The organism is Mycobacterium sp. ITM-2016-00317, from assembly GCF_002968295.1.
In the GTDB taxonomy this organism is placed as follows: domain Bacteria; phylum Actinomycetota; class Actinomycetes; order Mycobacteriales; family Mycobacteriaceae; genus Mycobacterium.
Map to the genome: position 1 here is coordinate 4,483,255 of NZ_CP134399.1, position 26,293 is coordinate 4,509,547.

Below are 26,293 nucleotides of genomic sequence, written 5' to 3' on the forward strand. Positions count from 1 at the left end.
CATCGCTGGCGGCGTCTGATTGCCGAAACCGGTACGGTCGACCTGTGTCAGATCAGCGCGCGCGGCCGTCGGTGGCTTCGGATCACCGCTCCGCGCACCCCCATATCGCAGGGATTCCGTGGTGGGGCGCCATTCTGACAGCGGTGATCGCGTCCCTGATCGGGTTCGCTTTCGACGCCGGATCAGGCAACGGCGCACTGACCGGCGCCTTCGCCACGCTGTACGTCCTCGGTTGCCTGATCGCGGTTCTGGCCGTGCAGCAGTCGGGCGTGTTCACCGCGGTGGTCCAGCCGCCGTTGGTGTTGTTCGTCATAGTGCCCGCCGCGTACTTCCTGATGAGCAGCAGCGACATCCACGGTCTCAAGGACATCCTGATCAACTGCGGTTACCCGCTGATCCAGCGATTCCCGCTGATGTTCTTCACCTCGGCGGCGGTCCTGCTGATCGGGCTCGCCCGCTGGTACTTCGCGAAGTCGGCCGCCCCGGCCAGTGCGACCGAGCCCCGCCGCGCCACCCCGAACGCGGCCGGACTTGTGGCGAAACTGACCTCGTTCATCGGCGGCACGGCGACGCCCGAGGGCGACGAACAGCCGAGGAAGCGCCGTACCGCCGACCGACGCCGCACCGCACCGCGGACCGCCGCCGAGCGATCGGCCCGCGGAGCGCGGCCGGCAAAGCGTGCGGCCCCGCCGCGGTCCCGACACTCGCGGGCTCCGGAGACCGAGGTCATCGATCCCGTCACCGACCGGCCGCGCCGACGCAGGCCGCGGCCCGAGGATCCCGCATCGTCGGAGCCGCGTCGCCGTCCCCGCCCGTCCTCCGCACATGAGCCCCGCGAGTCGCGCGAACCGCGCTCACGGCGCGAACCGCCGGCGCCCCGCGAGCGCCGACCGTCGTACGACCGCCACGACCGGGACCGGCCACAGCGCCGCAGCCGGTTCGACGGCTACGAGCCGCTGGACGCGTACGACGCGACGGGATCGAGCAGCCACCATCCGGTCTCCCGCGTGCGCTACCGCGGCGACGACCCGACGGAACGTCCGGAGTACCGGCCCCGCAGGCGAAGCCCGCGCGACGCCGACGCCGACCGGTGGGAATACGACATCTGACGCGACCGGTCCGGTCAGGGGGCGGCGCGCAGGAAACGGCCTGCCGCCTCGACCGCAGGCCCGGAACTGTCCGCGTCGCTGACGAACACGGCGAGCGCGAGGTCGCCGCGGATCCCGACGAACCAGCCGTGGGCACGCACGTCGTCATCCTCGGGATGCATGTACTCGGCGGTGCCCGTCTTGCCCAGCAGGCCGGGGATGTCCTGTAACTGACTGGCCGTGCCGCCGGTGATCGTCTCCCGCATCATGGCTTGCACCTGCTCGTCGACGTTCGGCGGCAGCGGATCCGGGGTGCGGTCGGGCACGGCCGGCTCCCCCTCGACGATCGTCGGCGCCGGCACCGAGCCCCGTGCCAGGGTGGCCGCCACCAGCGCCATACCGAACGGCGACGCGGTCACCTGGCCCTGTCCGATGCCCTCCTCGACCCGCAGCGCGGACGTGTCGGCCACCGGCACGTTGCCCGTCACGGTCGTCATGCCGGGGGCCACGAAGTCGATGCCGAGGCCCAGCTGGGCCGCGGCTCTGGTCAGGCCGTCCGGGGGCAGGTCGACCGCGAGCCGACCCATCGTGGTGTTGCAGGACCGCGCGAACGCGGTGTGCAGCGGGACGTCGCCGAGCTCGAAGTTGTTGTTGGGGATCTGGCGGCCCTCGATGTTCTCGGTGCCCGGGCAGCTGACGATACTGTCGGGGGTGACCTGCCCGGCCTGCAGCGCCGCGGACACCGTCACCGTCTTGAATGTCGAACCCGGCGGGTAGAGGCCGGTCAGCGCGATCGCGCCCTGCGCGTCGGCCGGGACGTTCTGCGCGACGACGAGCATGTCGCCGGTCGAGGGCTGGATGGCCACGATCGCCGCCGGCGTCGGCAGCGGCGCCAGCGCGGCCTCGGCGGCCAGCTGCATGCCGATGTCGAGCGTGCTCGCGATGTCGCCGACGGGCTCGGCGTCCCGGCCGCCCACCCGCTTGGCGCCTGCGGTGGTCTCGGCCGACACCGCCCATCCCGCCGCGGCGTCGGTGCGCTGCTGCCAGAGCTCGGTCAGGCTGGCAACGTCGGTGAGGCCAGCGTCCGGTCGGTGGCCAGCAGCCGCGTCTGCGGGCGCAGCGTCACGTGCGGCTGCGCGGCCAGTTGCTCCTGGATGGGGGCCAGGTCCTCCTCGCGCAGCGTGACCGCGGTGACCGGCTTGTCGGCCGCCGCGGCGAGGTCGCCCGCCAGCGACTGCGGCGTGATGCCCGGGGCGATCGGATTGAGCAGCGCGGCAACGGCGTCGACGTCCGCGCCAGGCGCGACGTCGACGAGGGTGACGACGTGCTGGGTGAGCAGTTCGGCGCCAGTGCGGTCCAGCACCCGGGCCGCCGGTTGCGGCACGAGCGTGCTGTAGGACAGCGGCCCCTCGCCGAGACCGGGCGCGACGGTGGCCGGATCCCACGCGATCGTCCAGTTCTGCCCGTCCTCGGTCGCCCTGCCTTCGGTGGTGTAGGTCCACTCGTTGCGCTTCTCGGGTCCGAACCGCCATGCCGCCGCCAGCGTGAACGTCGCCGCGTTCTCGTCGCGCTGCGTCGACCGCACCTCGAAGCGCACGTCGGTGCCCAGGCTGGCGTAGAGCGCGCCGAGAGTGTCCGCCGCCGCCGTGTCGTCGTCGGTCATCGCCGCGGCGGCCGCGGCGTCACCGCGGCTGAGCGCCTCGGCGAAGCCGTTCACGGTGGACTCCAGCCGGTCCTGGGTGTCGCTGCAGCCGGCGAGCAGCAGGACGGCGAGCAAGACGATGGTGAAACCGCGGCGCAGGAAGGTCACGTTCGTCGAACGTACCCGCAGCACACACCCGCAGGCACGGGGTCAGGGCGTCTTCTTCGCCGCGGCTTTCTTGGCCGGCGTCTTCTTGGCGGGTGTCTTCTTCGCGGGTGTCTTCTCCGCGGGCGTCTTCTTCACCGGCGCCTTCTTCGCAGCAGCCTTCTTCACCGGCGCCTTCCTCGCAGCAGCCTTCTCGACGGGCGTCTTCTTCGCAGCAGCCTTCTTCACCGCCGCCTTCTTCACCGCAGCCTTCTTCACCGCCGCCTTCTTGGCGGGCGCAGGCTCCGGCGCCCGCACGGCCTCTACGGCAGGCGCGGGCTCCGGTCGGCTGTCCGAGTCATGGTCGGGGACCTGGCGGGCGGAGACCGCGTGACCGAGCCCGACGATGAGCGCGATGGGCCACTCGATCAGCTGGGCGGCCGCCAATCCGCCCAGCACCCCGTAGAAGGCCACGTCCTCGGGCGGCGGGATCCGCACCCGCCCGATCACCGGCAGCTGCACGGAGAACTTCTCGGCCTCACGCACCAGTTTCGATACATCCCGGTGGTCTGCCACGAATGATCGTGCCGATTCCCACATCTCATCCTCCATTCGGGGCAGGTAGCTCCCACCGCTGACGCCAGGTTGGTTAGCCTGTCCAACATGTCTGAGATTCCACGCTCGGTCGGGCCCGACGCGCTGATCGTCACCGGCGTGCGACTGCTGACCCCTCCGCTGCGTGCGGTCTACGCCGTCCTGGTCCGCGCGGGCCTGCTCAAGATCGACGACTGACAGCTTCTCGCGGGCCTCTTCGGCCAGCGAGCGCATCCCGGCGGCGAGGCGTTCCAGCGCACCGGGTGCCACGCTCGGCAGCGCACCGGCGATCCCGGCGGCCGCGGCTGCCTGAGCCCACCCGATCGGACCGACCGGGGTACAGCCGAAGAGCTGGCTGACCCCCGGTGTGCTGATCACCCCGGCCATCACCGCGAGTGTCCCGACGTTCGTCGCCACCACCAGCCGGCCGCGCGAGTCCGTCAGCGTCTGACCCATCTGGGTCAGCACCAACCCGATCAACCCCATCGTCGCCGCCCGTTGCGGCGTCCCGGTCGCCCGGCCGAACACCCAGGCCAGCGTGCCGCCGCTCGCGGTGGACGCCCCGCGCATCCAGATCGCCCGCCACAACGCCGCCTCGCTGCGTTCGCCGGTGATCTGGTCGCCGGTCTGGGGGCTGACCGCCAGCGCCGCGGCCGGCAGCGCGTCGGTGAGCAGGTTGATCAGCAGGATCTGGCGCGCGTTCAATGCGGGCCGGCCCATCAGCAGGCTGGTGATCAGCGCGAAGCTGACTTCGCCGATGTTGTGCCCCACCAGCATGGACACCGCCGAGCTCACCCGCTGCCACAGTTGCTGACCCTCGTCGAGCGCGTTGATGAGCGCCCCGATCTCACCGTCGAGCAGCATCACGTCGGCCGCGGTGCGGGCCGGGTCGCTGCCCGACGACACCACCCCGACGCCGACGGTCGCGGCGCGGATCGCGGCGGCGTCGTTGGCGCCGTCCCCGACCATCGCCGTCACCAGGTCGGCCGACTCGAGCGCCTGCACCACCTGGACCTTGTGCTCGGGTGCCATCCGGGCGAAAACCCGGCGGGTCCGGGCGGCCTCGACCCGGTCCTCGGTGGTCAGCCGCTCCCATTCCGGGCCGGTCATGACCTCGTCGGCGGCCACGGTCAACCCGAGCGAGCCGGCCACCACCGCGGCCGTGACGGGATGATCACCGGTGATCAGCCGCACCCCGATCCCCCGTGCCTGCAACTCCTCGAGCAGCGGTCGCGCACTCGCACGGGCGGTGTCGGCCATCCCGATCACCCCGAGCGGGGTCATCCCGGAAGTACACAGGTCGGCCAGTGCAGCGGGATCGGTCGCGACGGCCGCGGCCTGGTCTGCGGTGAGCTCCCGTTCGGCGACCACCAGCACCCGCATACCGCCGGCGGTCATGTCGTCGATGCGGCGCGTCACCTCCGCCCGGCTGTCGGCCAGTGCCGCCGTCACCGCCTCCGGCGCGCCCTTGACCGAGAGCCGGGTACCGATCAGCGCCGCGGCAAACGGCCGGTCGGACTGGAACGGCAGCCGGGCATCGGTGCCCCCGGGGAACACCCCGGCGTCGGCGGCGGCCACCCGCACGGCGTCGTCGGTGGCGTGGTCGGAGTGCTGACCGGTGGTGGGCCGCACCGTGTGCACCGCGGCGTCGAGCACCTGCCTCGCGTCGACGCCGTCGAGCGGCTGCACCGACGTGACCCGCAGCCGGTTCTCGCTCAGCGTTCCGGTCTTGTCGAAGCACACGACGTCCAGCCGGGCGAACGCCTCGACCGCACGCGGATTGCGGATCAACACCGACGAACTGGTCAACCGGCGGGCGGCGGCCGACTGGGCCAGCGTGACCACCAGCGGCAGACCCTCGGGCACCGCGGCCACCGCGATGGCCACGCCGCTGGCGACGGCGTCGTGTAACGGGGTGCCGCGCAGCAGGCTGAGCACGCCGACCACACCGCCGCCGGCCAGGCTCCACGGCAGCGCCCTGTTGGTGATGCGGCTCAGCTGCGCCTGCAACCCCACCTTGCGGGCCTTGCGGCTGGTCATCGCCGCCACCCGGTTCATCTGCGCGGCGGGCCCGACGGCGGTCACCACCGCGGTGACCCGGCCGGCCACCAAGGTGGTGCCGGAGTAGAGCATGCACGCGCGCTCGGCCAGCGGTGCGCCCGGTGTCGCGTCGACGTGCTTGGCCACCGGCAGTGATTCCCCGGTCAACGCGGATTCGTCGGCCTCGGCGGCGTCGGCGGCGATGATCCGGGCGTCGGCGGGGATCACCTCTCCGGCCCTGACCCGGATCACGTCGCCGGGCACCAGCTCGGCCGCACGCACGTCCTCGTAGTCGCTATCGCGCCCGGCGCCGGTGAGCCGCCGCGCGAGCGGCTCCTGCACGGCCAGCAGCCCGCTCAGAATCCGCTCGGCGTGCAGGGTCTGTTCAGCCGAGATCGCGGTGTTGAGCAGTTGCACGCCGCCCACCAAAACCGCGTCGAGCGGAGAGCCCAGCAACGCGGTGGCCGCGGCTCCCGTCGCCAGGATCGTGGTGATCGGATCGGACAGATCCTCGCGCACCACACCGACGAAATCGCTGACAACGCCCCAGGAGCGGGATGCGGCGGCGGCGAGCGGCCGCACGCCGGCGGGCAGCGAAGGCTCCGGGTTCCCGGAGGAACCGGACGACGACTGCGTGCGTGGGAGCAGCCGCTGCACCTCGTCCACCGGCAGTGCGTGCCAGTCGTGTCCGGGTTCCGGGTGCGGCAGCGCCTCGCCGAACACCTCCTCGCCCCTGCGGTAGCCCGCCCACAGCGCCGCGGTGGCCGCCGCGCTTCCCGCGACCGGCCCGGAACCGAGAACGTCGGGCAACAGCATCACCGCACCGAGCGCCGACGCACTGGCCGACATCTCGACGCCCCGGGCGACGGCATGCCGCGCCGCCGGCAGCGCGTGCACCACCCGCCACACCCCGGCGAGATCGGGCAGCAGAATGTCTGCATCCCACGGTGGAGGCGATCCGTTGCGCCAGACACCCACGGTGACATGAGCTTTCGTCGTCGCCACTCCAGGGCTCGCCGTGAGCAGGGCGATCCGGGCACCGGCGGCGGACAACTCCGTCACGGTGTCGGACAGCGCCTGATCGACACCGTCGGCGGCGGGGCGCAATTCGTCGAAGCCCTGCCCCAGCGAGCGCAGGCCCTCGTCGTCCAGCGAGACCACGCGGGCGCCGGCCCGGCGGGTCTCGGTGACCAGAGCAGAGGCCCACGGATCGCGGATCGCGCTGACCAGAACCTCGCCGCCACGACCGGCGCCCGGGACGTCCTCCAGCGCATGCCATCCCGGTGCCAGTCCCGCGTCGGCCAGCGCCGCCCGGGCGGCCTGCCATGCCGCGGCCCGGTCGTCGACGCCGACCCCCTGCACCCGGGTGACCGCCAACTCGTCGGTGTAGAGGATCCGCGGATCGATCACCACCGTGTCGATCTGGTCCAGGCGACGCAACACCACCGGCCGCAGCACGAGGGCGCCGTGGCGGTCGGCCAGTCCGCACCCGAGCGCGCACGCGAACGCCTCGGTGATGCTGCGGACAGGCCTGGCCGTCGCGACCAATGCTGCGGCACTGGCGGTTTCGCTGCTGCGCGAGGCGACACCGAGCAGTGCGGCCGCGCCGAGCCCGACCCCTGCGGCGCGGTCGGCGTAACGCACCCCCGCACCGCCGGACCCGAACTGCTCGACATCGCGCGGCACGCCGCCGGACTGGTCGCCGACTTTCATTGCCTGCTCGCTGAATTCGGGCTCGTATCGCTGCCAGCTGCGGCGGGCGTTGATCGCTTCAGCGGCGCGCATCACCCGGGTGGCCGCTTGGTGCACCACGGCCACAGGCGACGCGGAGAGCACCCCCGCGGCGGTGCCCAGCACGGTCACCGTCAGGTCGGTCGCGTCGCGGCCCAGATAGCGTTCGAACTGATTGCGCACCGCCGGAACGTATTCGGCGAACGCCCCCGGCAGCGACACTGCGCTGCCGAAGCGACCGACCCCGAGCGCGGCGCCGATCACCGCCGGTCCGATGCCCGCCGCCGACACCGCCGCGGCCAGCAACCGCTCGGCCAGCAGCTCGTCGTCACCGGGCAGTGTCGCCGGGTGGTCCCGGTCGGTGGTGCGGCTTGCCCGGGATTCCGCCGTGTCGACGATGCGGCACAGGTGCGCCGCGTCCGGGCCGTTGTCCGAGACCGTCACCACCACCCGGGCGTTCGCCACGTTCAGCGCGGCGGCACTCACACCGGCCTGTGCGCGCACCGCGGCCACCACGGCGGCGCCGATGCGCGGGCCGTCCTCGGTGCCCAGGCCACGCACCTCGATCCACCGGGTGCGCCCGGCCGAACTGCTGCGCCGCACGGGGTGGCCGCCGGCGGCCTCGCGGACGACACCGAGTGCGGTCTGCGCGGCCCGGAAAGGGAGGTCCAACAGGTTCACTGCGGTCGTCCTGCCCTGTTGCGCCGCAGCCAATTTCGGTGCGACGGAAGCGTGCGCACCTCGCGGATCTGCGGACAGCGCGTCTGTACGGCGCGGGCCACCAGGTCGGTGAGGGTCCGGCCCCGCAGGCTGCAACCGGAGCAGGTGCCGCCGAAGGCGACGGTCAGCACACCGTCCTGCACGGACACCACAGTGACGGCACCGCCGTGGGACCCGGCAACCGGGGCCACCTCGTCTTCGACGATGTCCTCCACGATCTCCTCGATCCGCCGTCGCAGCTCGTCGGGTTCGCGGCGCTCGTCCCGACCGGGGCTCGACAGCGCCTCGAACAAGGCCGAGCGTACGCGCGGTCCGTCCGTCGCCCAGGAACGGCCGTCGGCCAGCGCTGTGCGCACCTCGCCCGGACCCACCTCGACGCCGCGCAGCGTCCCGTCGCGCACCAGCGCCGCCAGTTGCGGGCAATCGGCGGGCAGGTCCTGTCCCCCGGTGACCCAGCGCATCACCCGGGGATCGGCGGTGCGTTCAGGATGCAGCTTGGGGCTGGTCATCGGCGCCGTCAGCCCGTCAGCCACATCGTGACGTGGCGGCCGAGGAACGCCATCCCCCACGCCAGTCCGAACATGTAGCACAGCGCCACCGCCGGCCACTTCCACGAGTTCGTCTCGCGGCGGATGGTGGCCACCGTCGACATGCACAGCAGTGCGTAGACGAAGAACACCAGCAGCGCGACCGTGGTGGGCGCGGTGAACACCAGCTCGCCCTGATGCGGTCCGCAGGTGAACACCGCGGTGCGCACCGCTTCGCCGGGAACCTGGGAATCGCCGAAGATCTGACCCATCGTGGCGACGAAGACCTCGCGCGCGGCGATCGCACCGATCAGGCCCACGCAGATCCGCCAGTCGAAGCCCAGCGGCGCGAAGAGCGGCTCGACGAACCTGCCCACCGACGCCGCATAAGAGTTGTCCACCACATAGGCCGCGGCGCTCGCGGGGTCCATCCCGGCGATCTCGCCGGTACGCGGGGGCTGGTTGAGCAGGGACCAGAGAACCACCGAGGTGGCCAGGATGATGGTTCCGGCCTTGCGCAGGAACGACTTCGCCGAATCCCAGATGTCGAGCAGCACCGACTTCGCCGACGGGAACCGGTACGGCGGCATCTCCATGTAGAACGGCAACAGGTCACCGCCGAGGACCACCGATTTGAACAGCCAGGCGGTGAACATCGCCGACGCGCCGCCGAGGAAGTAGAGCCCCAGCATCGCCAATCCCTGTGCCGACACCGGGCCCCACCCGGCGGCCGGGTCGACGAGCATCCCGATCAGCAGGATGTAGACCGGCAGCCGCGCCGAGCACGTCATCAACGGGGCGGCCATGATGGTGGCGATCCGGTCCCGCGACGACGGCAGCGTGCGGGTGGCCATGATGCCCGGCACCGCACAGGCCACCGAGGACAGCATCGCGACGAACGCCCGCCCCTCCAGACCAGTGGTGGCCATGATCCGGTCGACCAGGAACGCCGCGCGGGACATGTAGCCGACGTTCTCCAGCAGCGCAATCAGCAGGAACAGCAGCACGATCTGCGGAATGAAGACCAGTACCGCGCCGACGCCGCCGATGACGCCATTGCGGATCAGGCCCGCGACGGTCGCGTTCGGGATCGCGGCGCCGGCAGCGGTGCCGAGCCAGTCGAAGAACATCTCGATCAGTTCCTGCAGCGGCGCCGCCGCGGTGAAGATGATCTGGAACAGCAGGAACATCACCGTGACGAAGATCAGCGACCCGTACACCGGGTGCAGGATCACCCGGTCGATCCGGGCGCTGCGACGGTCCGGTTCGGGCGCGCGGTACCGGCCGGCGTTCGAGCACCGACGCCACCCAGCTGTTGAACTCGGCGTCGTCGCGCGGCGGCGGGATGGGGACACGTGCCCAACTGTGCGGCGCCGACAGCAGAGCCCGCAGCGGCTCGAATCCCTTTCCCCGGCTGGCGATCACGCCGATCGCCGGCACCCCGAGCGCGGTGGCGAACCGGTCGATGTCGAGGTGGCCGCCGCGGGCGGCGAGCTCGTCGGTCATGGTCAGGATAACCAGCGTCGGTTTGCCCAGCGCCAGCACCTGCGCCAGCAGCGACAGCGATCTCTCCAGCACCGTCGTATCCATCACGACGGCCACCGCGTCCGGTGCCGCGATACCGGGCAGTTCCCCGTGCAGCGAGTCGGTGACCACCTTCTCGTCGGGGCTGACCGGATGCAGGCTGTACGCGCCGGGCAGGTCCTCGACGGTGAACTTGTGCACGCCGTGGTGCGGGCAGTGATACCGCCCGGTGCCCACCGACCGGGTGACGGTGACACCGGGATAGTTCCCGGTCCGGGCACGCATGCCGGTGAGCTGGTTGAACACGCTGGTCTTGCCGGCGTTGGGACTGCCCACCAATGCGATTCGGACGCGTCCGGGATCCACCGAGACCGCCCCGCCCCCGTGGCGGCACGGCGCGGTCATGGCAGCAGCCTCATTGGGCAGGGCTCACCGAGACGTACGAGGCCTCGCGCCGCCGCAGACACATGTCGTAGCCGAGCAACCGGTACTCCGCGGGATCGCCCAGCGGCGCGATGCGCATCTTGCGGATCCTGGTCCCGACCCGGAAGCCCAGGTGCCGCAACCGCTGCAGCACTTCCGGCGGCGCCGCCGGGTCGAGGCCGATGATCTCGGCCGAGGCCCCCGGAGGCAGGTCGGCCAGGGTCTGACGGATGGGATTGCCTGCCACGTGTGGCTCCTCGCCAACAGTGTGGTTTTCGTTCGGTTAGCCGAACCTACGCCCGCCGCAACCCGCTGTGCAGAGCATCAGCCGGGATGGGCGGGAACCGTCATCATTGGTGGCTTGAAGATGGGCGGCGTGTCGTCCACGTCCTCCACCCAGGCGATCTGGAACACCGCCACCAGGATCAGCAGGACGGCGACGGCGACCCCGACGAACGCCGCCGCCAGCACCGTGCGCAGGTGGTGACGGTCGCCGGGGGTGTGGGCAGAGCCCCGGCTCGGTGAACCGGCCATCCCACGAGCGTACGAGCCGGAAGGCCCGGGTGGGAGTGGTCGGCTAGGTGCGTGCGGGGCGGATCTCGCGCGGCAGCGCGAACACCAGCGTCTCGTTGGCGGTGGTCACGGGTTGCACGGTGCCGAAGCCGTATTCGGCCAGCCGGTCCAGCACACCGCGGACCAGGATCTCGGGGACGGACGCACCGGAGGTGACGCCGACGGTGGTGACACCGGCCAACCAGGCCGGGTCGATGTCATCGGCGAAGTCGACGAGGTGGGCGGCCTCGGAGCCGGCGCCCAGGGCCACCTCGACCAGGCGGACCGAGTTCGAGGAGTTCTTCGAGCCGACGACGATCACCAGGTCGCACTCCGGCGCCATCGCCTTGACCGCCACCTGCCGGTTCTGGGTGGCGTAGCAGATGTCGTCGCTCGGCGGATCCTGCAGCGTCGGGAACTTCTCCCGCAGCCGGCGCACCGTCTCCATCGTCTCGTCGACGCTCAGGGTGGTCTGGGACAGCCACACCACCTTGTCCGGGTCACGCACGGTGACCTTGTCGACCGCGTCGGGGTTGTCGACCACCTGCACGTGGTCGGGGGCCTCGCCCGCGGTGCCGACCACCTCTTCGTGGCCTTCGTGGCCGACGAGCAGGATGTCGTAGTCGTCGCGGGCGAAGCGCTTGGCCTCGTTGTGCACCTTGGTCACCAGCGGGCAGGTGGCGTCGATGGTCCGCAGATTGCGGGCCGCGGCCTCGACGTGCACGGTCGGGGCGACCCCGTGCGCGGAGAACACCACGATGGCGCCCTCGGGCACCTCGTCGGTCTGCTCGACGAACACCGCACCGGCCTTGGCCAGGGTGTCCACCACGTAGCGGTTGTGCACGATCTCGTGCCGGACGTAGACGGGGGCGCCGTGTTTCTCCAGCGCACGCTCGACGGTCTCGACGGCGCGGTCCACGCCCGCGCAGTACCCGCGCGGCTCGGCGAGCAGAACGCGTTTGCCGGTGACTTCGCCGACGCCGGAGCGCAGCGCGGTCTGGCTGGCACCGGGAATCCCCATGTTGACGGTCGAAGGCATGAGTCCAGGGTACTTACCCGCCACCGGGAACGCCCAGCCGTAGGCTGGTGGCCATGTCAACTGCGCCGTATGGGGTCCGGCTGCTCGTGGGTGCGGCCGTCACCGCCATCGAGGAGACCCGCAAACTCCCCCACACCATCCTGATGTACCCGATGACCATCGCCAGCCAGATCGCCCAGCTGGTGATGAAGATGCAGCAGGACGTCGCCGTGCTGGTGGTCAAGGGCGACGAGACGCTGGAGACGATCTTCCCGCCGAAAGACGAGCAGGCGCAGTGGGCGACTTTCGACGAGGACCTGGAGGCGGGTGACTCCGGCGGTTCCGGCGAGGATTCCGGTGACGTGGTCGAACTGCCCGTGCGGGACGGCGAGCGGCTGACCGAGGGCCGGTTCGCGCTGTTCAGCGGCGACCAGGACGCCGCCAAGGCCTCCACCGCCGACACCGAGGCGGAGTCCACGACGCCCGAGACGCCCGACGCCCCGGAGATCGTCACCGAGATCGGGTACGACTCGCTGACGCTGGCCCAGCTGCGCGCCCGGCTGGCTTCGTTGCGCGTGCCGGACCTCGAGGCGCTGCTCGCCTACGAGGAGGCCACCAAGGCCCGCGCCCCGTACCAGACGCTGCTGGCCAACAGGATCACGCGCGCGTCGGCGAAGTGAGCGCCCTCGCGGGCAGGCCACGCCGATCGACGTCGAGATGACCGCACCCGAGCAGGGCAAGTCCCCCGAGAACCCGTGGCCGGTGCGCGCCGTCGCGACCCGGGTCGCCAAGTACATCGACCGCCTGGGCATGGTCTGGATCGAAGGTCAGCTCACCGAGCTGAAGGTGCGTCAGACCACGGCCTTCATGGTGCTGCGCGACCCGGCCGCCGACATGTCGCTGACCGTCAGCTGCCCACGCGACCTGGTGGTCAACGCCCCGGTGCCGCTGGCCGAGGGCACCCAGGTGCTGATGCACGGCAAGCCGCAGTTCTACACCCGCAACGGCTCCTTCAGCCTGCGGATCAGCGAGATCCGCGCGGTCGGGCTCGGTGAGCTGCTCGCCCGCATCGAGCGGCTGCGCCGCCTGCTCGACGCCGAGGGGCTGTTCGATCCGCGGCTGAAACGGCCCATCCCGTTCCTGCCCGGCACGATCGGGCTGATCACCGGACGGGCGTCGGCCGCCGAGCACGACATCATGGCCGTCGCCGCCGGGCGCTGGCCCGCGGTGCGGTTCGCGGTGCGCAACACCGTCGTGCAGGGCCCCAACGCGGTCCCCCAGATCGTCGAGGCGCTGCGGGCGCTCGACGCCGATCCCGAGGTCGACGTCATCGTGCTGGCCCGCGGCGGCGGCAGCGTCGAGGACCTGCTGCCGTTCTCCGACGAGACGCTGTGCCGGGAGATCGCCCGCGCGACCACGCCGGTGGTCAGCGCGATCGGCCACGAGCCGGACAACCCGCTGTGCGACCTGGTCGCCGACCTGCGTGCCGCGACGCCGACCGACGCCGCCAAACGGATCGTGCCCGACACCGCGGCCGAGCAGGCGCTGATCGCCGACCTGCGCCGGCGCAGCGCCCGCGCGCTGCGCAACTGGGTGAACCGGGAAGCCCACACTGTCGCGCAACTGCGCAGCAGGCCCGTGCTGTCCCGCCCGCTGGCCGCGATCGACGCGCGCGCCGAGGAGATCCGCCGCGCGCGAGCCGCCGCACGGCGCGACGTGACCCGCCTGCTGGCCACCGAGGGCGACCGCATCGGGCATCTGGCGGCCCGGCTGAGCACCCTGGGGCCGGCGGCCACGCTGGCGCGCGGCTACGCCGTGGTGCAGGCCGTCCCCGCCGACGGGACACCGCATGTGCTGCAGTCAGTGGCCGATGCGCCGGCGGGCGCCCGGCTGCGCATCCGGGTGGCCGACGGAGCCGTGACAGCGATCAGCGAGGGCAGCGGAGGAGCGGTGATAAGCAATGATGAAGCCCATTAGTGAGCTCGGGTACGAGGAAGCACGCGACGAACTGATCGAGGTCGTGGAGCGTCTGGAACACGGCGGCCTAGACCTGGATGCGTCGCTGAAATTATGGGAGCGCGGCGAACAACTGGCTAAACGCTGCGAGGAGCACTTAGCTGGAGCACGCGCCCGGGTGGAGAAGGCACTGGCGGTCAACGACGACGGCGAGAGCTGATCCGGCACCGCGTCGCCGCGCGAGACCTCGAAATTGGAACACGTTTCAGTTAGTCTGCCGGGATGGGTGATGCATCGCTGCAGACTGACCTCGGACGCGTGCTGGTCACCGGGGGCTCCGGGTTCGTCGGCGCCAACCTGGTGACCGCACTTCTCGACCGCGGCCTTCAGGTGCGGTCGTTCGACCGGGTCCCGTCGCCGCTGCCCGACCACCCCAGCCTCCAGGTTGTCGTCGGCGACATCACCGACGTCGCCGACGTCGCCACCGCGGTCGACGGGATCGACACCGTCATCCACACCGCGGCGATCATCGACCTGATGGGCGGCGCGTCGGTCACCGAGGAGTACCGGCAGCGCAGTTTCGCGGTGAACGTCGAGGGCACCAAGAACCTCGTCCACGCCGGGCAGTCCGCCGGGGTGCAGCGCTTCGTCTACACCGCGTCCAACAGCGTCGTCATGGGCGGCCAGGACATCGTCAATGGTGACGAAAATCTGCCCTACACAACCCGTTTCAACGATCTTTACACCGAGACCAAGGTCGTCGCCGAACAGTTCGTGCTGAGACAGAACGGTGAGCACGGCATGCTTACCTGCTCGATCCGGCCCAGCGGCATCTGGGGCCGCGGCGATCAGACGATGTTCCGCAAGGTGTTCGAGAATGTCCTGGCCGGACACGTGAAGGTGCTCGTCGGCAACAGGAACATCAAGCTCGACAATTCCTATGTGGGCAACCTGATTCACGGATTCATCCTCGCCGCCGAGCATCTGGTCCCCGGCGGGACGGCCCCAGGTCAGGCGTACTTCATCAACGACGGCGAACCGCTCAACATGTTCGAGTTCGCGCGGCCCGTGGTCGCGGCCTGCGGCGGCAAACTGCCCGACATCCGGGTGCCCGGAAAGCTGGTGCACCGGGCGATGACCTGCTGGCAGTGGTTGCACTTCAAGTACGGCATCCGCGAGCCGCTTGTCGAACCGCTTGCGGTGGAACGGCTTTACCTGAACAACTACTTCTCGATCGGCAAGGCCCGCCGCGATCTCGGGTATGAGCCGCTGTTCAGCACCGAACAGGCCATGGCCGAATGCCTGCCGTACTACGTCGAGTTGTTCGCCCGGATGAAGGCCGAGGCCGCCCAACCCGCGGTGCAGGCCGCCGCCCCGGTGCCGCCGGCAGGCTGACGTCGCGGGGTCGTCATCATGTGATGACGACCATTGGAGGCCCATGTCGCAGTTCCACGTCATCGACCACTTCATCGACCAAAAAGGCGCCCACATCCGTTTCCTCGACTCGGGCGGGGACGACCGCGGCGCTCCCATCGTCTTCGTCCCGGGCTTCACCTGTGTAGCCGACGACTACACCGGGATCCTGCCTGCACTCGGACGCAGGACGGTCGTCGTCGAGCTTCGGGGCCACGGGCGCAGCTCCGCGCCGTCGGGTCCGTTCGACTCAGATGCGCTCGCCCAGGATGTCGGCGTCGTCGTCGACGCCGTCACCACGGGTCCGGTCCACCTCATGACGTTCTCCCGCGGCACCACCTACGCGCTGGCGTGGGCGCTGGCCAACCGCGAGCGGGTGCGTTCGATCGCGATCGGTGACTACGTGCCCGAAGAGATCACGTTGTCCGATGACGTCATCGGCGGCCTGCTCGAGGGACGCTGGCGCGGAACGCCGGTGAGCGAACGTGTCGACCGCGACGCGGCAACGGCGACGCTGCGCACGGCGCGTTCCCAGTCCTTCTGGGAACCGCTGTCGCGGTGGCAGCCTCCACTGATGGTCGTCCGCAGTCCCAACACCCCCGTGGTCAGCGATGCGGACTGGGATCGGTACCGGCGACTGTTCCCGGCGGCGAAGCTGCACGAGTTCGTCGACTCGCCGCACGACATCTTCCGCCCCGAACGCGGCCGTTACCCCATGCTCGTCCGCGACCATGTCGACGCAGTCGACGCCAGGTGACCAACTGCTGACTCCTCACCCAATCCGATGACCAGAACCGCCCGAGCGGCCTAGGGTTCGAAGGGTTCGACTAGGGCGTCGATCGGCGAGGGGGCGGCCATGCCGGGGAAGATCGTGTTCCCGATCAACGCCGCCAGGGCACACTACGGAGCTCGGCCGAGCCGTTCACGGAGGTGCGGATACCGAAGCTGTTCAACCTTCGCACCGACCCCTACGAATACGTCGATATCACCTCGATGGCGTCGGCGTTCCTGGACACGTTCACAGAGTTTCCACCCCGGCAGCCACCGGCGAGCTTCAGCATCGATCAGATCGTCAAGAACCTCGAAGACGTCCTTGCAGCCGACTGACGTCCTGACAACCACTACGGCACGACGGTTCGAGAAGGGGATTGCGCATGCCTGAATCCAAGCCGAACATCCTGGTCATCTGGGGCGACGACATCGGCATCTCGAACCTGAGCTGCTACAGCCGGGGCATGATGGGCTACTCCACCCCCAACATCGACCGGATCGCCGACGAGGGAATGCTTTTCACCGATTCTTATGGCGAACAGAGCTGCACCGCGGGCCGGTCCTCCTTCATCACCGGCCAGAGCGTGTACCGCACCGGCATGAGCAAAGTCGGTATGCCCGGCGTCGACATCGGCCTGCAGAAGGAAGATCCGACGATCGCCGAGCTGCTCAAGCCCATGGGATACGCCACCGGCCAGTTCGGCAAGAACCACCTCGGCGATCTCAACAAGTACCTGCCGACAGCCCATGGGTTCGACGAGTTCTTCGGCAACCTCTACCACCTCAACGCCGAGGAGGAACCCGAGAACGCCGACTACCCGACCGAGGAGGAGGCCCCGCTGCTGCGGCGGGCGTTGCTTCCGCGGGGCGTCATCCACTCGTGGGCCACCGAAGAGGATTCCGGCGAGGTCGACGAGCGCTACGGCCCGGTCGGTAAGCAACGCATCGAGGACACCGGCCCGCTGACCAAGCTCCGGATGGAGACGATCGACGACGAGACCACCGGTGCCTGCATCGACTTCATCAAGCACCAGCATGAGGCGAACACCCCGTTCTTCGTGTGGATGAACATGACGCACATGCACTTTCGCACCCACACCAAGCCCGAGAGCGTCGGCCAGGCAGGCCGCTGGCATTCGCCGTACCACGACACGATGATCGACCACGACCGCAACGTCGGCCAGTTGCTCGACACTCTCGACGAGCTCGGCATCGCCGAGGACACGATCGTCATCTACTCGACAGACAACGGCCCGCACGCCAACAGCTGGCCGGACGGTGCGACCACCCCGTTCCGCAGTGAGAAGGCGACCAACTGGGAGGGCGCGTTCCGCATTCCGGAACTGATCCGCTGGCCCGGCAGGATCAAACCGCGCAGTGTCTCCAACGAGATTGTGCAGCATCATGATTGGCTGCCGACGTTCCTGGCAGCCGCCGGCGATCCGGACATCATCGACAAGCTCAAGGCCGGCCACAAAGCCGGCGCGGACGGCCAGACCGAGTACAAGGTGCACATCGACGGCTACAACCTGGTGCCCTATCTCACCGGACAGGTCGACAAGAGTCCGCGCCGGGGGATGATCTACTTCTCCGACGACTGCGACGTGCTCGGCATCCGCGCCGAGAACTGGAAGGTCGTCTTCCAGGAGCAGCGCTGCCAGGGGACACTGCAGATCTGGTTCGAACCCTTCACACCGTTGCGCGCGCCGAAGCTGTTCAACCTCCGCACCGACCCTTACGAACGGGCCGATATCACGTCGAACACTTACTGGGACTGGGTGATCGATCGCATCTACCTGGTGCTCTACGGATCTGCCATCGCCACGCAGTTCCTGGAGACGTTCAAGGAGTTCCCGCCCCGGCAGAACCCGGCGTCGTTCACGATCGACAATGCGGTCGAGGAACTGGAGAAGTTCCTCGCCAGCCGGGGCGGATGAGCGTGGCGCAACTGGACAGCTGGACCGACGGTCCGACGAAGTCGGCGATCACCGACTTCGTGGCGCGTGTCACCACCGAGGGCCCCGACTACGTCGAACCCGAGGCGCGCGTGGCGGTCTTCGACAACGACGGCACGCTGTGGGTTGAGAAGCCGATGTACATCCAGCTCGACTTCATCGTGGGCAGGCTGGCAGAGAAGGCGGCCACCGAGGCTAACCTTGCGGGGCAGCAACCCTACCGAGCGGCCGTCGCCGGTGACCTGAGCTGGTTCGGCAGCGCCATCACCAAGCACTACCAGGGTGACGATTCCGGCCTCGAAGTCCTTGCCGGCGCGGTGATGTCGTTGCACGAATTGATGCGCGTCGAAGACCATGCGGCACTGGTCAACGACTTCTTCGCCACCGCCGCGCATCCGACGCTGGGCCGGTCGTACCTGAGCTGTGTGTACCTGCCGATGGTGGAGTTGCTGCGGTATCTGGAAGCACACGACTTCACCTGCTACATCGTCTCCGGCGGCGGCCGGGACTTCATGCGCCCGATCACCGCGTCGATTTACGGCATTCCGCCCGAACGTGTCATCGGCAGCGCCCAGGGCCTGAAGTTCGACGCAGGGGACGGCCACGGCGATCTGTTGATCCAGCCGACACTCGATGTGTTCGACGACGGCCCCGAGAAGCCGGTCCGGATCTGGACTCGCGTCGGCCGACGCCCGATCCTGTCTGCCGGGAACTCCAACGGTGACGACGAGATGCTGATGTACTCCGGACGTCCCGGCGAGGCCGCGTTGCGGCTGCTGGTCCTCCACGATGACGCTGACCGTGAATTCGACTACACCGCAGGAGCCGAACGCGTGCTCGAGCATGCCGGCCAGTTCGGGTGGAGTGTGGTGAGCATGAAGAACGACTGGACACAGATCTTTGCCTGAGCCGTCCGCCGCCATGGTGTGGATTCCGGCGCAGACCACCGTGGTCGGCTCCGACGAGCACTACCCCGAGGAGGGCCCGGCGCGCGAGGTGACCGTCGACGGGTTCTGGATGCAGAGGTATCAGGTGACCAATGCTCAGTTCGCCGAGTTCGTGTCCGCCACCGGCTATCTGACGGTTGCCGAGCGACCGCTCGACGCAAGTCTCTATCCCGGTGCTCCCCCGCAGAATCTGCAGCCCGGCTCGATGGTCTTCCACCGCACCCCCGGCCCCGTCGATCTGCGTCACGTCAATCAGTGGTGGACGTGGACACCGGGCGCCTGCTGGAAACACCCCCGCGGGCCACGTTCGTCGCTGCGCAAGCGTGAGGACCATCCCGTGGTGCACGTCGCGTTCGAGGACGCCGTGGCGTACGCGCAGTGGGCCGGATACGAGTTGCCGACCGAGGCCGAGTGGGAGGTGGCCGCCCGCGGTGGCCTCGCCCATGCCGTTTACACCTGGGGCGACGCACCCGAACCGCCGAGCCGGCCACTGGCCAACTACTGGCACGGGGAGTTCCCCTACCTTCCCGACACCGGTTACGGGCAGAGTACGCCGGTCGGATCCTTCCCCCCGAACGGTTACGGGCTGCACGACACAGCAGGCAACGTGTGGGAATGGACGAGCGACTGGTACGGGTCGACGCGGGACATCAAACCATGTTGCGCTGCAGAAACTTACGATCCGAGCCAGCCCCAGTTCAAGGTGCCGCGCAAGGTGATAAAGGGTGGTTCCTTCCTGTGTGCCGACACTTACTGCATGCGCTACCGCCCCGCCGCACGCAGACCTCAGCAGGTCGACACCGGGATGAGCCACATCGGCTTCCGCTGCATCGCGCGCTAGCCGATCGAGATGCCACGTTCGCCATGGTCGACGGCGCGGGGTCGCGGTAGCGGGTGGGGGCGGAACGGGCCCGCTCGGGAGCCGAGAGGAGGACGATCGGAGTATGACCGAACCGCAGAATCCTCAGGCTCCGGGCGCGGCGCCGCAAGGGGCTGTGCCACCGCAATCTTCTGCTCCACCGCCACCGCCGCCGCAGCCACCTCAACCGCCACCGGAGCCGCCGCCACAGCAACCGCCGCCGTACGGCGGGCAGAACCGGTCGAGCCGCCTCAACCACATCGCGGCGTGGATCGGCATCGTGGCCGGCTCGCTGTTGATCGTCGCCATCATCTTCTTCTTCGGATTCATGCTGGGCCAGAATTCCGGCGGAGACGACGACGACGGTTACCGGCACCACGGCGACGGGCCGTCCTCCCGCGGCGGACCGTGGGGGCCCGGGATGCAGGGCGGCCAGGGTTACGGCCCGGGTGGGCCCGGGATGTACGGCCCCGGCATGCAGGGCGGTCCGGGATACGGGCCCGGAATGCAGGGCGGCGGCATGCCCGGCATGCACGGGGGGATGATGCCGGGCATGGGTGGGGGCATGATGCCCGGCATGCACGGCGGGATGATGCCCGGTATGGGCGGGGGCATGATGCCCGGCATGCAGTCGCCGGGCTCGGCACCGACGACTCCGTCCACGACCACAGCGCCGCCGGCCCGGCCCTGACGGTCAGGTGGTGGGCACCGAGGTGTCGCGCCGGACAGACGCCGACCCCTGACGCACCAGCCCCGCCAACAGGTCGAGGCTGTCCGCCGACGGTGACCCCTCCGCCGCGGTGATGATGCACACCGACTGGTCGGTGGCTCGGGCCACGACGAGGTTCTGCTGGGTGATCGTCACCGGACCGATCACGGGATGGCGCAGCTCGTAGGAGTCCGCCTCGCACGGCTTAACCCGATGGTCGCGCCACAGAGCCACGAAATCCGGGCTCTTCATGGACAATTCGCCGATGAGTGCGGCCAGTGCCGCGTCGTCGGGATAGCGGCCGGCCACATGGCGCAGGTTGCCGACCATCGCACGCGCCTTGCGCTGCCAATCCACGTAGAGCTCACGGGTGTGACAGTCCAGGAACAGCATCCGGGCCAGATTCGGCCTCGCCGCAGGCTGGTCCACCGAGGCCGGGTCGACGTGGCCGGCCATCAGGGCGTGCCCGAGCGGATTCCAGGCCAGCACATCGCTGCGCCTACCGGCCACCACCACCGGCACATCGGCCAGTGTCCGCAGTAGGTCACGGGTGAGCCGGTCGACGCGTTCCGCCGGCGGTCGGCTCATCTGTTTCGGCTGGGTACTGGCCAGCGCGTGCAGATGCCTGCGCTCGTGGTCGTCGAGACGCAACGCCGAAGCGATCGCATCGAGCACCGCTTCGGACGCGTTGACGGACTGGCCCTGCTCGAGCCGGGTGTAGTACGACACGCTCACCCCGGCCAGCTGCGCCAGTTCCTCACGACGCAATCCCGCGACGCGCCGCCGACCCCCGTACGCCGGCAGACCCACGTCCTGAGGGTCGATTCGCGCGCGCCGGGCCCGCAGGAACTCGCCGAGGCTGGGAAACGTCATGTCTCCACTATGCGCCACCGACACGGCCGTAGCCTGACCCTGGCAGAGGTAGGCAGCACCAGGGCTGGTTACCGCCGCGGGACCGCCGCAGGCTGGTCGGCATGAACAAAATCGTGTTGGGTGACGTCTCGATCACCCGGGTAATGGAGTACTACGGCTCGGTCGAACTGTCACCGAAGACCTTCTTCCCGGAAAGCCTGGAAAGTTCCTGGGCGGCCAACGAGACGTGGTTGGTGCCCGACTTCTACGATCCCGCCGCAGACATGTGCATCTGCGCGGTGCAGACCTGGGTGCTGCACAGCGAGGGCAAGACGATTCTCGTCGACACCGGCGTCGGCAATCACAAGGACCGTCCCGGCTCCGTCTGGCACCGACTGGAGACCGATTTCCTCGACAATCTCGCCACGGCCGGGATCTCGCCCGGGGACGTCGACCTCGTCATCAACACCCACCTGCACAACGACCACGTCGGATGGAACACCACGCTGCGCGACGGTGCCTGGGAGCCGACCTTCCCGAACGCGACGTATCTGATGCCGCGCGCCGACTTCGACTTCTGGAATCCCGCCAACGGACATATCTCCGGCCGCGACGCCGCCAAGCTCGTCTTCGAAGACAGCGTCGCACCCGTCTATGAGGCGGGCCTGGTCCAGTTGTGGGACGACCAGTTGCACATCGACGAGAATCTGCGGCTGGACCTCGCCCCGGGCCACACCCCGGGATCGTCGATCGTCACCCTCGAATCCGGCGGCGACAGAGCACTGTTCGTCGGCGATCTGTTGCACACTGCACTGCAGTTGGTGGAGCCGGACGTCAACAGCTGCTACTGCGAGGACGCGGCCGGTGCACGGGCCACCCGGCGACGGCTGCTCGGTCAGGCCGCCGACACCAATACCCTCGTGTTCCCGGCGCATCTGGGCGGCCACGGCGGCGCTGAGGTCGTCCGGGCCGGTGACACCTTCGCGATCAAGCAGTGGGCGCCGTTCGAGCGGATCACCCATGTCTGACGTCGTCGCCACCACCCACGGCCCCGTCCGCGGACACACAGCCGACGGCTACCAGGTGTTCCGCGGAATTCCCTACGCCGCAGCGCCGCTCGCTGCTGCTCGATTCGCTGCGCCCGATCCCCACCCGGGCTGGACGCACATCCGTGACGCGCGGGAACCCGGACCGGCGGCCCCACAAGCGCCGCGCCGCGGGTTCGGCGCGCTCGACATGTCCCCGTTTTTCGGCACCGTGACCCTCGGTGACCCGGAGTACCTGACAGTGAACATCTGGGCACCGGAGGCCGGCCACCGACGGCCGGTGATGGTGTTCGTGCACGGCGGGGGTTTCGTGTCCGGCTCACCGCAGTCGCCGTTGTACAACGGGGCGGCATTCGCCCGAGACGGGGTGGTGTTGGTGACGCTCACCTACCGCCTCGGAATCATCGGCTTTCTCGACGTGCCGGGCGCACCGCCCAACCGGGGACTGCTCGACGTGGTGGCCGCGCTGACGTGGGTGAAGGAGAACATCGAGAACTTCGGCGGCGACCCCGACAACGTGACACTGTTCGGTCAGTCCGCGGGCGCCACCATCGTCGGCGGGGTCCTGACCACTCCCGAAGCGGAATCTCTGGTACGTCGCGTGATCATGCAGAGCGGCAACGGAACCGGCGCCTTCGACCACGAGCAGGCCGCCCGGGTCACCCACCGAGCCGCCGAGCTCATCGACACGCACGCCACCGTCGCGGGGTTCTCCGCCTTCACCGATGCCGAACTCGTCGACGTCGGTTCACGGTTGACCGGCATCGACCTGCGCACCGCGGACCGGTTCGATCCCCTGGTCGGACTCAGCCCGTTCAGCCTGGTGGGCGACCGCCAGCCCGCCGATGCCGCCGCTGCCGGGCTCGGGTCCACGGTGCCGGTACTCATCGGCACCAACGCCCAGGAGGGCAACCTGTATCTCGTGCCGCAGGGCACTTTCGACGATTCGTCCGAGGACGACGTGCGCGCGCTCGCCGCGCGGGTCCACCCCGATCCCGACACCGTCGTCGCCGCCTTCCGCGCCGAGAATCCGACCGCCGGGTGGGGTGAGATCCGTTCGGCGATCCTGGGTTCCGCATTGTTCGGCTCAGGCACTCGGAAACTGGTCGAAGCGCGCGCCGCGCAGCCCGGCTCACCGTTGCACGAGTACCGGTTCTGCTGGCAGTCGACAGCTGTCGGCGGCCGGCTGGGTGCGGCCCACGCGGTGGAGCTGCCGTTCGTGTTCGACTGCCTGGACGAGCCGGTGTTACGTGGGCCTGCCGGGCTTCTCGGCCCCGGCGAGCCACCCCAGCATCTCGCCACCGAGATGCATCGGGCGTGGGTGAACTACGCCACCACCGGAGACCCCGGATGGGCGGACTCGTCGGTCCGGGAGTTCGCAACGGAGCGAGTAGCGGCCGACGTTCACCCCGTCACGTGAGCTGAACGCGCCAGGCCAGGCACATCTGCGGCGTCGAGCGGTCTGCCGAAGTAGAACCCCTGCCCCACATCGCATCCGCTGTCGCGAAGCCAGCGCGCCGTCGCCGCCTCCTCGACCCCCTCGGCGACGACGGTCATCCCCAGACCGTGAGTCAGGTTGATGACCGCACGCACGATCGCGGCGGCGCGGGGATCGCCGGTCACCGACGCGATGAAGTGGCGGTCCAGTTTGATCTCGTCGATCAGCAGGTCCCGCAGGTAGGACAGTGCCGAGTAGCCGCTGCCGAAATCGTCTATCGCGACCCGGATTCCGTACCCGCGCAGCTGTTCGAGCACACCGGTGACCAACTCGAGATCGGTGATCACCAGATCCTCGGTGACCTCGACGGTCAGCAAATCGGCGGGCAGGCCACGATTCTGGAGCGCTTCCCACAATGTCGTGGGCAGCCGGGCATCACGCAGATACGGCGCGAACAGGTTCACCGCGACGGGCATCTGCGCCCCAGCGGCGATCCAGCGTGCCGCGTCGTCGAGCACCTTGTCCACGACGAGATCGGTCACCGGGCGCATCAACCGGTGCTCACGCACCAGCGGCATGAACGCGCCCGGCGACAACAGCCCCAGATCGGGGTGCGGCCAGCGCAACAGCGCCTCGACTCCGACGATGCGGCCGCTGTGCAGATCCACCTTGGGCTGGTAGGCCATCCCGAGATCGCCGTTGTCGACAGCGCTGCGCAGCTCCCCCAGCAGCCGGACCCGCGCGGCGCCCGTGGGCGGCACCTGCTCGGCGCTCCCGGCGTCACCGACGTTCATCCCCGCGTCGAACAGCCGAACCCGCTCCGGACGGGACTGTTTGGCCGCGCGCACGGCGATCTGGGCGCGTTCCAGCATGGCTTCGGCGGTGAGATCGGCATCGTCGGGCGTCGCGACGGCCACCCCGACGCTGCACCGGATCGACACCTGCTGGCCGCCGACGCTGAACGGCTCCTCGAAAGTGTCCACGACGCAACGCATCACGCGTCTGGAGTCTTCGATGTCACCTTCCAGCAGCAGCATGAACTTGTCGCCGCCGAAACGGGCCACGGTGTCGCCCGGACGTACGCAGGCCGCAATCCGCAGGCCCGCCTGCTCCAGAAGCCGGTCGGCGGCGGGGTGGCCCAGGTTGTCGTTGACGAACTTGAAGTCGTCGAGATCCAGGGCCGCCACCACCACCGGCCGCTCGTCGCGCGACCGCAGCATCATCGCGTGGGTCAGCCGGTCACAGAACAACGCCCGGTTGGCCAGTCCGGTCAGCGGATCCGTCAATGCCTGCTGCGCCGCGGCCCGTGCCCACTGCCGGTTCTCCCACGCCGCAACCGCCTGCCGCAGGCACACCGCGACGATGATCAACGGAACGACGATGCGGGCCAACCCGGACAAGACCAACACCGGGCCGATCGTGCCGACCAACAGCAGCGGCACATACGGCGCCCACAGCGCGGTGCTCGACTGCATCTCCAAGGCCTGTGCCCGCGGAGGCGGTGTCCGGCGACTCAGCAGAGCCGCCGCCCCGATGGCGACAAGAGCTGTCGCCCAGCCGATGTCCAGCGCGCTACGGGCCGCTTGGCTGTGCACCGCGGCCGCGTACACGGCCGCGCTGTCGGTGACCGTCAGCAGCGCGAACGCGATCCCCAGCACGCCCAGCCCCGCGCGGTGACGCGCATCGGCCCGGGCCAGCACCGCCACCGTGACCGCCAGGATCGCGCCGTCGGCCGCGGGGTAGAACAACGCCAGGCCCAGCGCGAGCCGGTCGTCACCGAAGGTGTCGTAGACGCCGTGCAGCGTCAGGATCCACGCCAGCAGGAAGATGCACAACGCGACCGTGACTCCGTCGAGGGTGATACGCAGCGCCGCACGCGGTCTCGCCGACTCGTCGAACCGGACCATCGTCAGGATCGCCGGGAACGCGAACACACAGAACGCCACCGAGAAGACGTCGGCGGGCGAGGGGAACGGCTCGGCCCGCAACACATATCCCCACCACAGCCAGACCAGCTCGGCGGCCGCCCAGGTCGCCAGCGCGACCGCCATCGTCGCCCACGCGGTGCGCATCCGCCCGCGCAGCGACCGCGCCGCCAGGACCGCACACCCGGTGGCACAGACGGCCAGCAGCGCGACCACGACGTCGCCGGCCAGCGACGTCGCGCCGCCCACAGCGAATGCCTCCCCGGTCACCGCATCGTTGCTCCGCTCGATCCGGCCCACACGCGCCGGAGTGATGCCCGACGCTAACCCAGAAATTCGTTCCGCAGGCAAGGTTGCCCATACCTGCAGAAGTCGTCGTTCGATGAGTTCGCGCCGCCGCGGCGGTCGATACTCCAAAC

Annotated in this window: 20 protein-coding genes and 3 pseudogenes; 13 read left to right on the forward strand and 10 right to left on the reverse strand. The window is 69.6% G+C overall.

The annotated features are described in order from the left end of the window. The first annotated feature begins 44 nt into the window (after window positions 1-44). A complete protein-coding gene (locus C6A87_RS21375; RefSeq protein WP_311114091.1) occupies window positions 45-1,109 on the forward strand; it encodes a DUF6542 domain-containing protein in 1,065 nt (354 codons plus the stop codon). Window positions 1,110-1,123: 14 nt separating this feature from the next. On the opposite strand, the pseudogene C6A87_RS21380 reads toward C6A87_RS21375, so the two are convergent. From C6A87_RS21380 to C6A87_RS21415, 8 genes and pseudogenes are all read right to left on the reverse strand, one after another. Further along, window positions 1,124-2,898 (reverse strand): annotated as a pseudogene (locus C6A87_RS21380) (penicillin-binding transpeptidase domain-containing protein). Between the two features lie 42 nt (window positions 2,899-2,940). Further along, the gene (locus tag C6A87_RS21385) at window positions 2,941-7,920 is read right to left on the reverse strand and encodes a cation-translocating P-type ATPase (RefSeq protein ID WP_311114092.1); all 4,980 of its coding nucleotides are present in this window, start codon (window positions 7,918-7,920) and stop codon (window positions 2,941-2,943) included. Continuing rightward, window positions 7,917-8,468 carry a NifU family protein gene (locus tag C6A87_RS21390; RefSeq protein WP_311114093.1) on the reverse strand — a complete coding sequence of 184 codons (552 nt, stop codon included), beginning with the start codon at window positions 8,466-8,468 and terminating at the stop codon, window positions 7,917-7,919. Before C6A87_RS21390 ends, C6A87_RS21385 begins: the two co-directional genes overlap by 4 nt. An 8-nt stretch (window positions 8,469-8,476) precedes the next feature. Further along, the gene (locus C6A87_RS21395; RefSeq protein WP_311114094.1) at window positions 8,477-9,841 is read right to left on the reverse strand and encodes a ferrous iron transporter B; all 1,365 of its coding nucleotides are present in this window, start codon (window positions 9,839-9,841) and stop codon (window positions 8,477-8,479) included. Between the two features lie 91 nt (window positions 9,842-9,932). After that, window positions 9,933-10,415, reverse strand: a pseudogene (locus C6A87_RS21400) (FeoB small GTPase domain-containing protein); the annotation flags it as partial. Between the two features lie 10 nt (window positions 10,416-10,425). Further along, entirely contained in the window at window positions 10,426-10,680 is a 255-nt protein-coding gene (locus tag C6A87_RS21405) for a FeoA family protein (RefSeq protein ID WP_311114095.1), read from the reverse strand. A gap of 77 nt (window positions 10,681-10,757) precedes the next feature. Further along, complete coding sequence (locus tag C6A87_RS21410; RefSeq protein WP_311114096.1) at window positions 10,758-10,967, reverse strand: hypothetical protein; 210 nt, start codon at window positions 10,965-10,967, stop codon at window positions 10,758-10,760. Between the two features lie 43 nt (window positions 10,968-11,010). Beyond that, entirely contained in the window at window positions 11,011-12,024 is a 1,014-nt protein-coding gene (locus tag C6A87_RS21415; protein ID WP_311114097.1) for a 4-hydroxy-3-methylbut-2-enyl diphosphate reductase, read from the reverse strand. 53 nt (window positions 12,025-12,077) lie between these two features. Here C6A87_RS21415 and C6A87_RS21420 point away from each other — a divergent pair, with 53 nt between their 5' ends. The 10 genes and pseudogenes from C6A87_RS21420 (at window position 12,078) to C6A87_RS21465 (ending at window position 20,595) form a co-directional block, all read left to right on the forward strand. Further along, entirely contained in the window at window positions 12,078-12,683 is a 606-nt protein-coding gene (locus C6A87_RS21420) for a lipid droplet-associated protein (RefSeq protein WP_311114098.1), read from the forward strand. A gap of 37 nt (window positions 12,684-12,720) precedes the next feature. Further along, complete coding sequence (gene xseA / locus C6A87_RS21425; protein WP_311114099.1) at window positions 12,721-13,980, forward strand: exodeoxyribonuclease VII large subunit; 1,260 nt, start codon at window positions 12,721-12,723, stop codon at window positions 13,978-13,980. Further along, window positions 13,967-14,179 (forward strand): exodeoxyribonuclease VII small subunit, encoded by a 213-nt coding sequence (locus C6A87_RS21430; RefSeq protein WP_311118030.1) that lies wholly within the window; start codon window positions 13,967-13,969, stop codon window positions 14,177-14,179. Before xseA ends, C6A87_RS21430 begins: the two co-directional genes overlap by 14 nt. A gap of 62 nt (window positions 14,180-14,241) precedes the next feature. Then, on the forward strand, window positions 14,242-15,354 hold the full coding sequence (locus tag C6A87_RS21435; protein ID WP_311114100.1) for an NAD-dependent epimerase/dehydratase family protein: 1,113 nt from the start codon (window positions 14,242-14,244) through the stop codon (window positions 15,352-15,354). A 43-nt stretch (window positions 15,355-15,397) separates the two neighbouring features. After that, the gene (locus C6A87_RS21440) at window positions 15,398-16,129 is read left to right on the forward strand and encodes an alpha/beta fold hydrolase (RefSeq protein ID WP_311114101.1); all 732 of its coding nucleotides are present in this window, start codon (window positions 15,398-15,400) and stop codon (window positions 16,127-16,129) included. 122 nt (window positions 16,130-16,251) lie between these two features. Next, window positions 16,252-16,479, forward strand: a pseudogene (locus C6A87_RS21445) (arylsulfatase); the annotation flags it as partial. Between the two features lie 47 nt (window positions 16,480-16,526). Beyond that, on the forward strand, window positions 16,527-18,080 hold the full coding sequence (locus C6A87_RS21450; protein ID WP_311114102.1) for an arylsulfatase: 1,554 nt from the start codon (window positions 16,527-16,529) through the stop codon (window positions 18,078-18,080). Further along, window positions 18,077-19,006, forward strand: coding sequence for an HAD family hydrolase (locus C6A87_RS21455; RefSeq protein ID WP_311114103.1), 930 nt, complete (start codon window positions 18,077-18,079; stop codon window positions 19,004-19,006). Before C6A87_RS21450 ends, C6A87_RS21455 begins: the two co-directional genes overlap by 4 nt. 13 nt (window positions 19,007-19,019) lie before the next feature. Continuing rightward, entirely contained in the window at window positions 19,020-19,886 is an 867-nt protein-coding gene (locus tag C6A87_RS21460; RefSeq protein ID WP_311118031.1) for a formylglycine-generating enzyme family protein, read from the forward strand. Between the two features lie 103 nt (window positions 19,887-19,989). After that, a complete protein-coding gene (locus C6A87_RS21465; RefSeq protein WP_311114104.1) occupies window positions 19,990-20,595 on the forward strand; it encodes a hypothetical protein in 606 nt (201 codons plus the stop codon). Window positions 20,596-20,598: 3 nt separating this feature from the next. On the opposite strand, the gene C6A87_RS21470 is transcribed toward C6A87_RS21465, so the two are convergent. Beyond that, window positions 20,599-21,486 (reverse strand): helix-turn-helix transcriptional regulator, encoded by an 888-nt coding sequence (locus C6A87_RS21470; RefSeq protein ID WP_311114105.1) that lies wholly within the window; start codon window positions 21,484-21,486, stop codon window positions 20,599-20,601. Between the two features lie 101 nt (window positions 21,487-21,587). Here C6A87_RS21470 and C6A87_RS21475 point away from each other — a divergent pair, with 101 nt between their 5' ends. Next, complete coding sequence (locus C6A87_RS21475) at window positions 21,588-22,493, forward strand: MBL fold metallo-hydrolase (protein ID WP_311114106.1); 906 nt, start codon at window positions 21,588-21,590, stop codon at window positions 22,491-22,493. Further along, the gene (locus C6A87_RS21480) at window positions 22,486-23,931 is read left to right on the forward strand and encodes a carboxylesterase family protein (RefSeq protein ID WP_311114107.1); all 1,446 of its coding nucleotides are present in this window, start codon (window positions 22,486-22,488) and stop codon (window positions 23,929-23,931) included. Before C6A87_RS21475 ends, C6A87_RS21480 begins: the two co-directional genes overlap by 8 nt. Here the strand turns inward: C6A87_RS21480 and C6A87_RS21485 are convergent. Beyond that, window positions 23,916-26,144 carry a bifunctional diguanylate cyclase/phosphodiesterase gene (locus tag C6A87_RS21485; RefSeq protein ID WP_311114108.1) on the reverse strand — a complete coding sequence of 743 codons (2,229 nt, stop codon included), beginning with the start codon at window positions 26,142-26,144 and terminating at the stop codon, window positions 23,916-23,918. The two genes, C6A87_RS21480 and C6A87_RS21485, sit on opposite strands and share 16 nt — an antisense overlap. Window positions 26,145-26,293: the final 149 nt, after the last annotated feature.

Excerpts from the sequence above, each read along its gene's own strand:
- C6A87_RS21390 (WP_311114093.1), bottom strand. The coding sequence starts at position 8,468 with ATGACCAGCCCCAAGCTGCATCCTGAACGCACCGCCGATCCCCGGGTG.
- C6A87_RS21410 (WP_311114096.1), bottom strand. The coding sequence starts at position 10,967 with ATGGCCGGTTCACCGAGCCGGGGCTCTGCCCACACCCCCGGCGACCGT.
- C6A87_RS21415 (WP_311114097.1), bottom strand. The coding sequence starts at position 12,024 with ATGCCTTCGACCGTCAACATGGGGATTCCCGGTGCCAGCCAGACCGCG.
- C6A87_RS21420 (WP_311114098.1), top strand. The coding sequence starts at position 12,078 with ATGTCAACTGCGCCGTATGGGGTCCGGCTGCTCGTGGGTGCGGCCGTC.
- xseA (WP_311114099.1), top strand. The coding sequence starts at position 12,721 with ATGACCGCACCCGAGCAGGGCAAGTCCCCCGAGAACCCGTGGCCGGTG.
- C6A87_RS21430 (WP_311118030.1), top strand. The coding sequence starts at position 13,967 with ATGAAGCCCATTAGTGAGCTCGGGTACGAGGAAGCACGCGACGAACTG.
- C6A87_RS21435 (WP_311114100.1), top strand. The coding sequence starts at position 14,242 with ATGGGTGATGCATCGCTGCAGACTGACCTCGGACGCGTGCTGGTCACC.
- C6A87_RS21440 (WP_311114101.1), top strand. The coding sequence starts at position 15,398 with ATGTCGCAGTTCCACGTCATCGACCACTTCATCGACCAAAAAGGCGCC.
- C6A87_RS21450 (WP_311114102.1), top strand. The coding sequence starts at position 16,527 with ATGCCTGAATCCAAGCCGAACATCCTGGTCATCTGGGGCGACGACATC.
- C6A87_RS21455 (WP_311114103.1), top strand. The coding sequence starts at position 18,077 with ATGAGCGTGGCGCAACTGGACAGCTGGACCGACGGTCCGACGAAGTCG.
- C6A87_RS21460 (WP_311118031.1), top strand. The coding sequence starts at position 19,020 with ATGGTGTGGATTCCGGCGCAGACCACCGTGGTCGGCTCCGACGAGCAC.
- C6A87_RS21465 (WP_311114104.1), top strand. The coding sequence starts at position 19,990 with ATGACCGAACCGCAGAATCCTCAGGCTCCGGGCGCGGCGCCGCAAGGG.
- C6A87_RS21470 (WP_311114105.1), bottom strand. The coding sequence starts at position 21,486 with ATGACGTTTCCCAGCCTCGGCGAGTTCCTGCGGGCCCGGCGCGCGCGA.
- C6A87_RS21475 (WP_311114106.1), top strand. The coding sequence starts at position 21,588 with ATGAACAAAATCGTGTTGGGTGACGTCTCGATCACCCGGGTAATGGAG.
- C6A87_RS21480 (WP_311114107.1), top strand. The coding sequence starts at position 22,486 with ATGTCTGACGTCGTCGCCACCACCCACGGCCCCGTCCGCGGACACACA.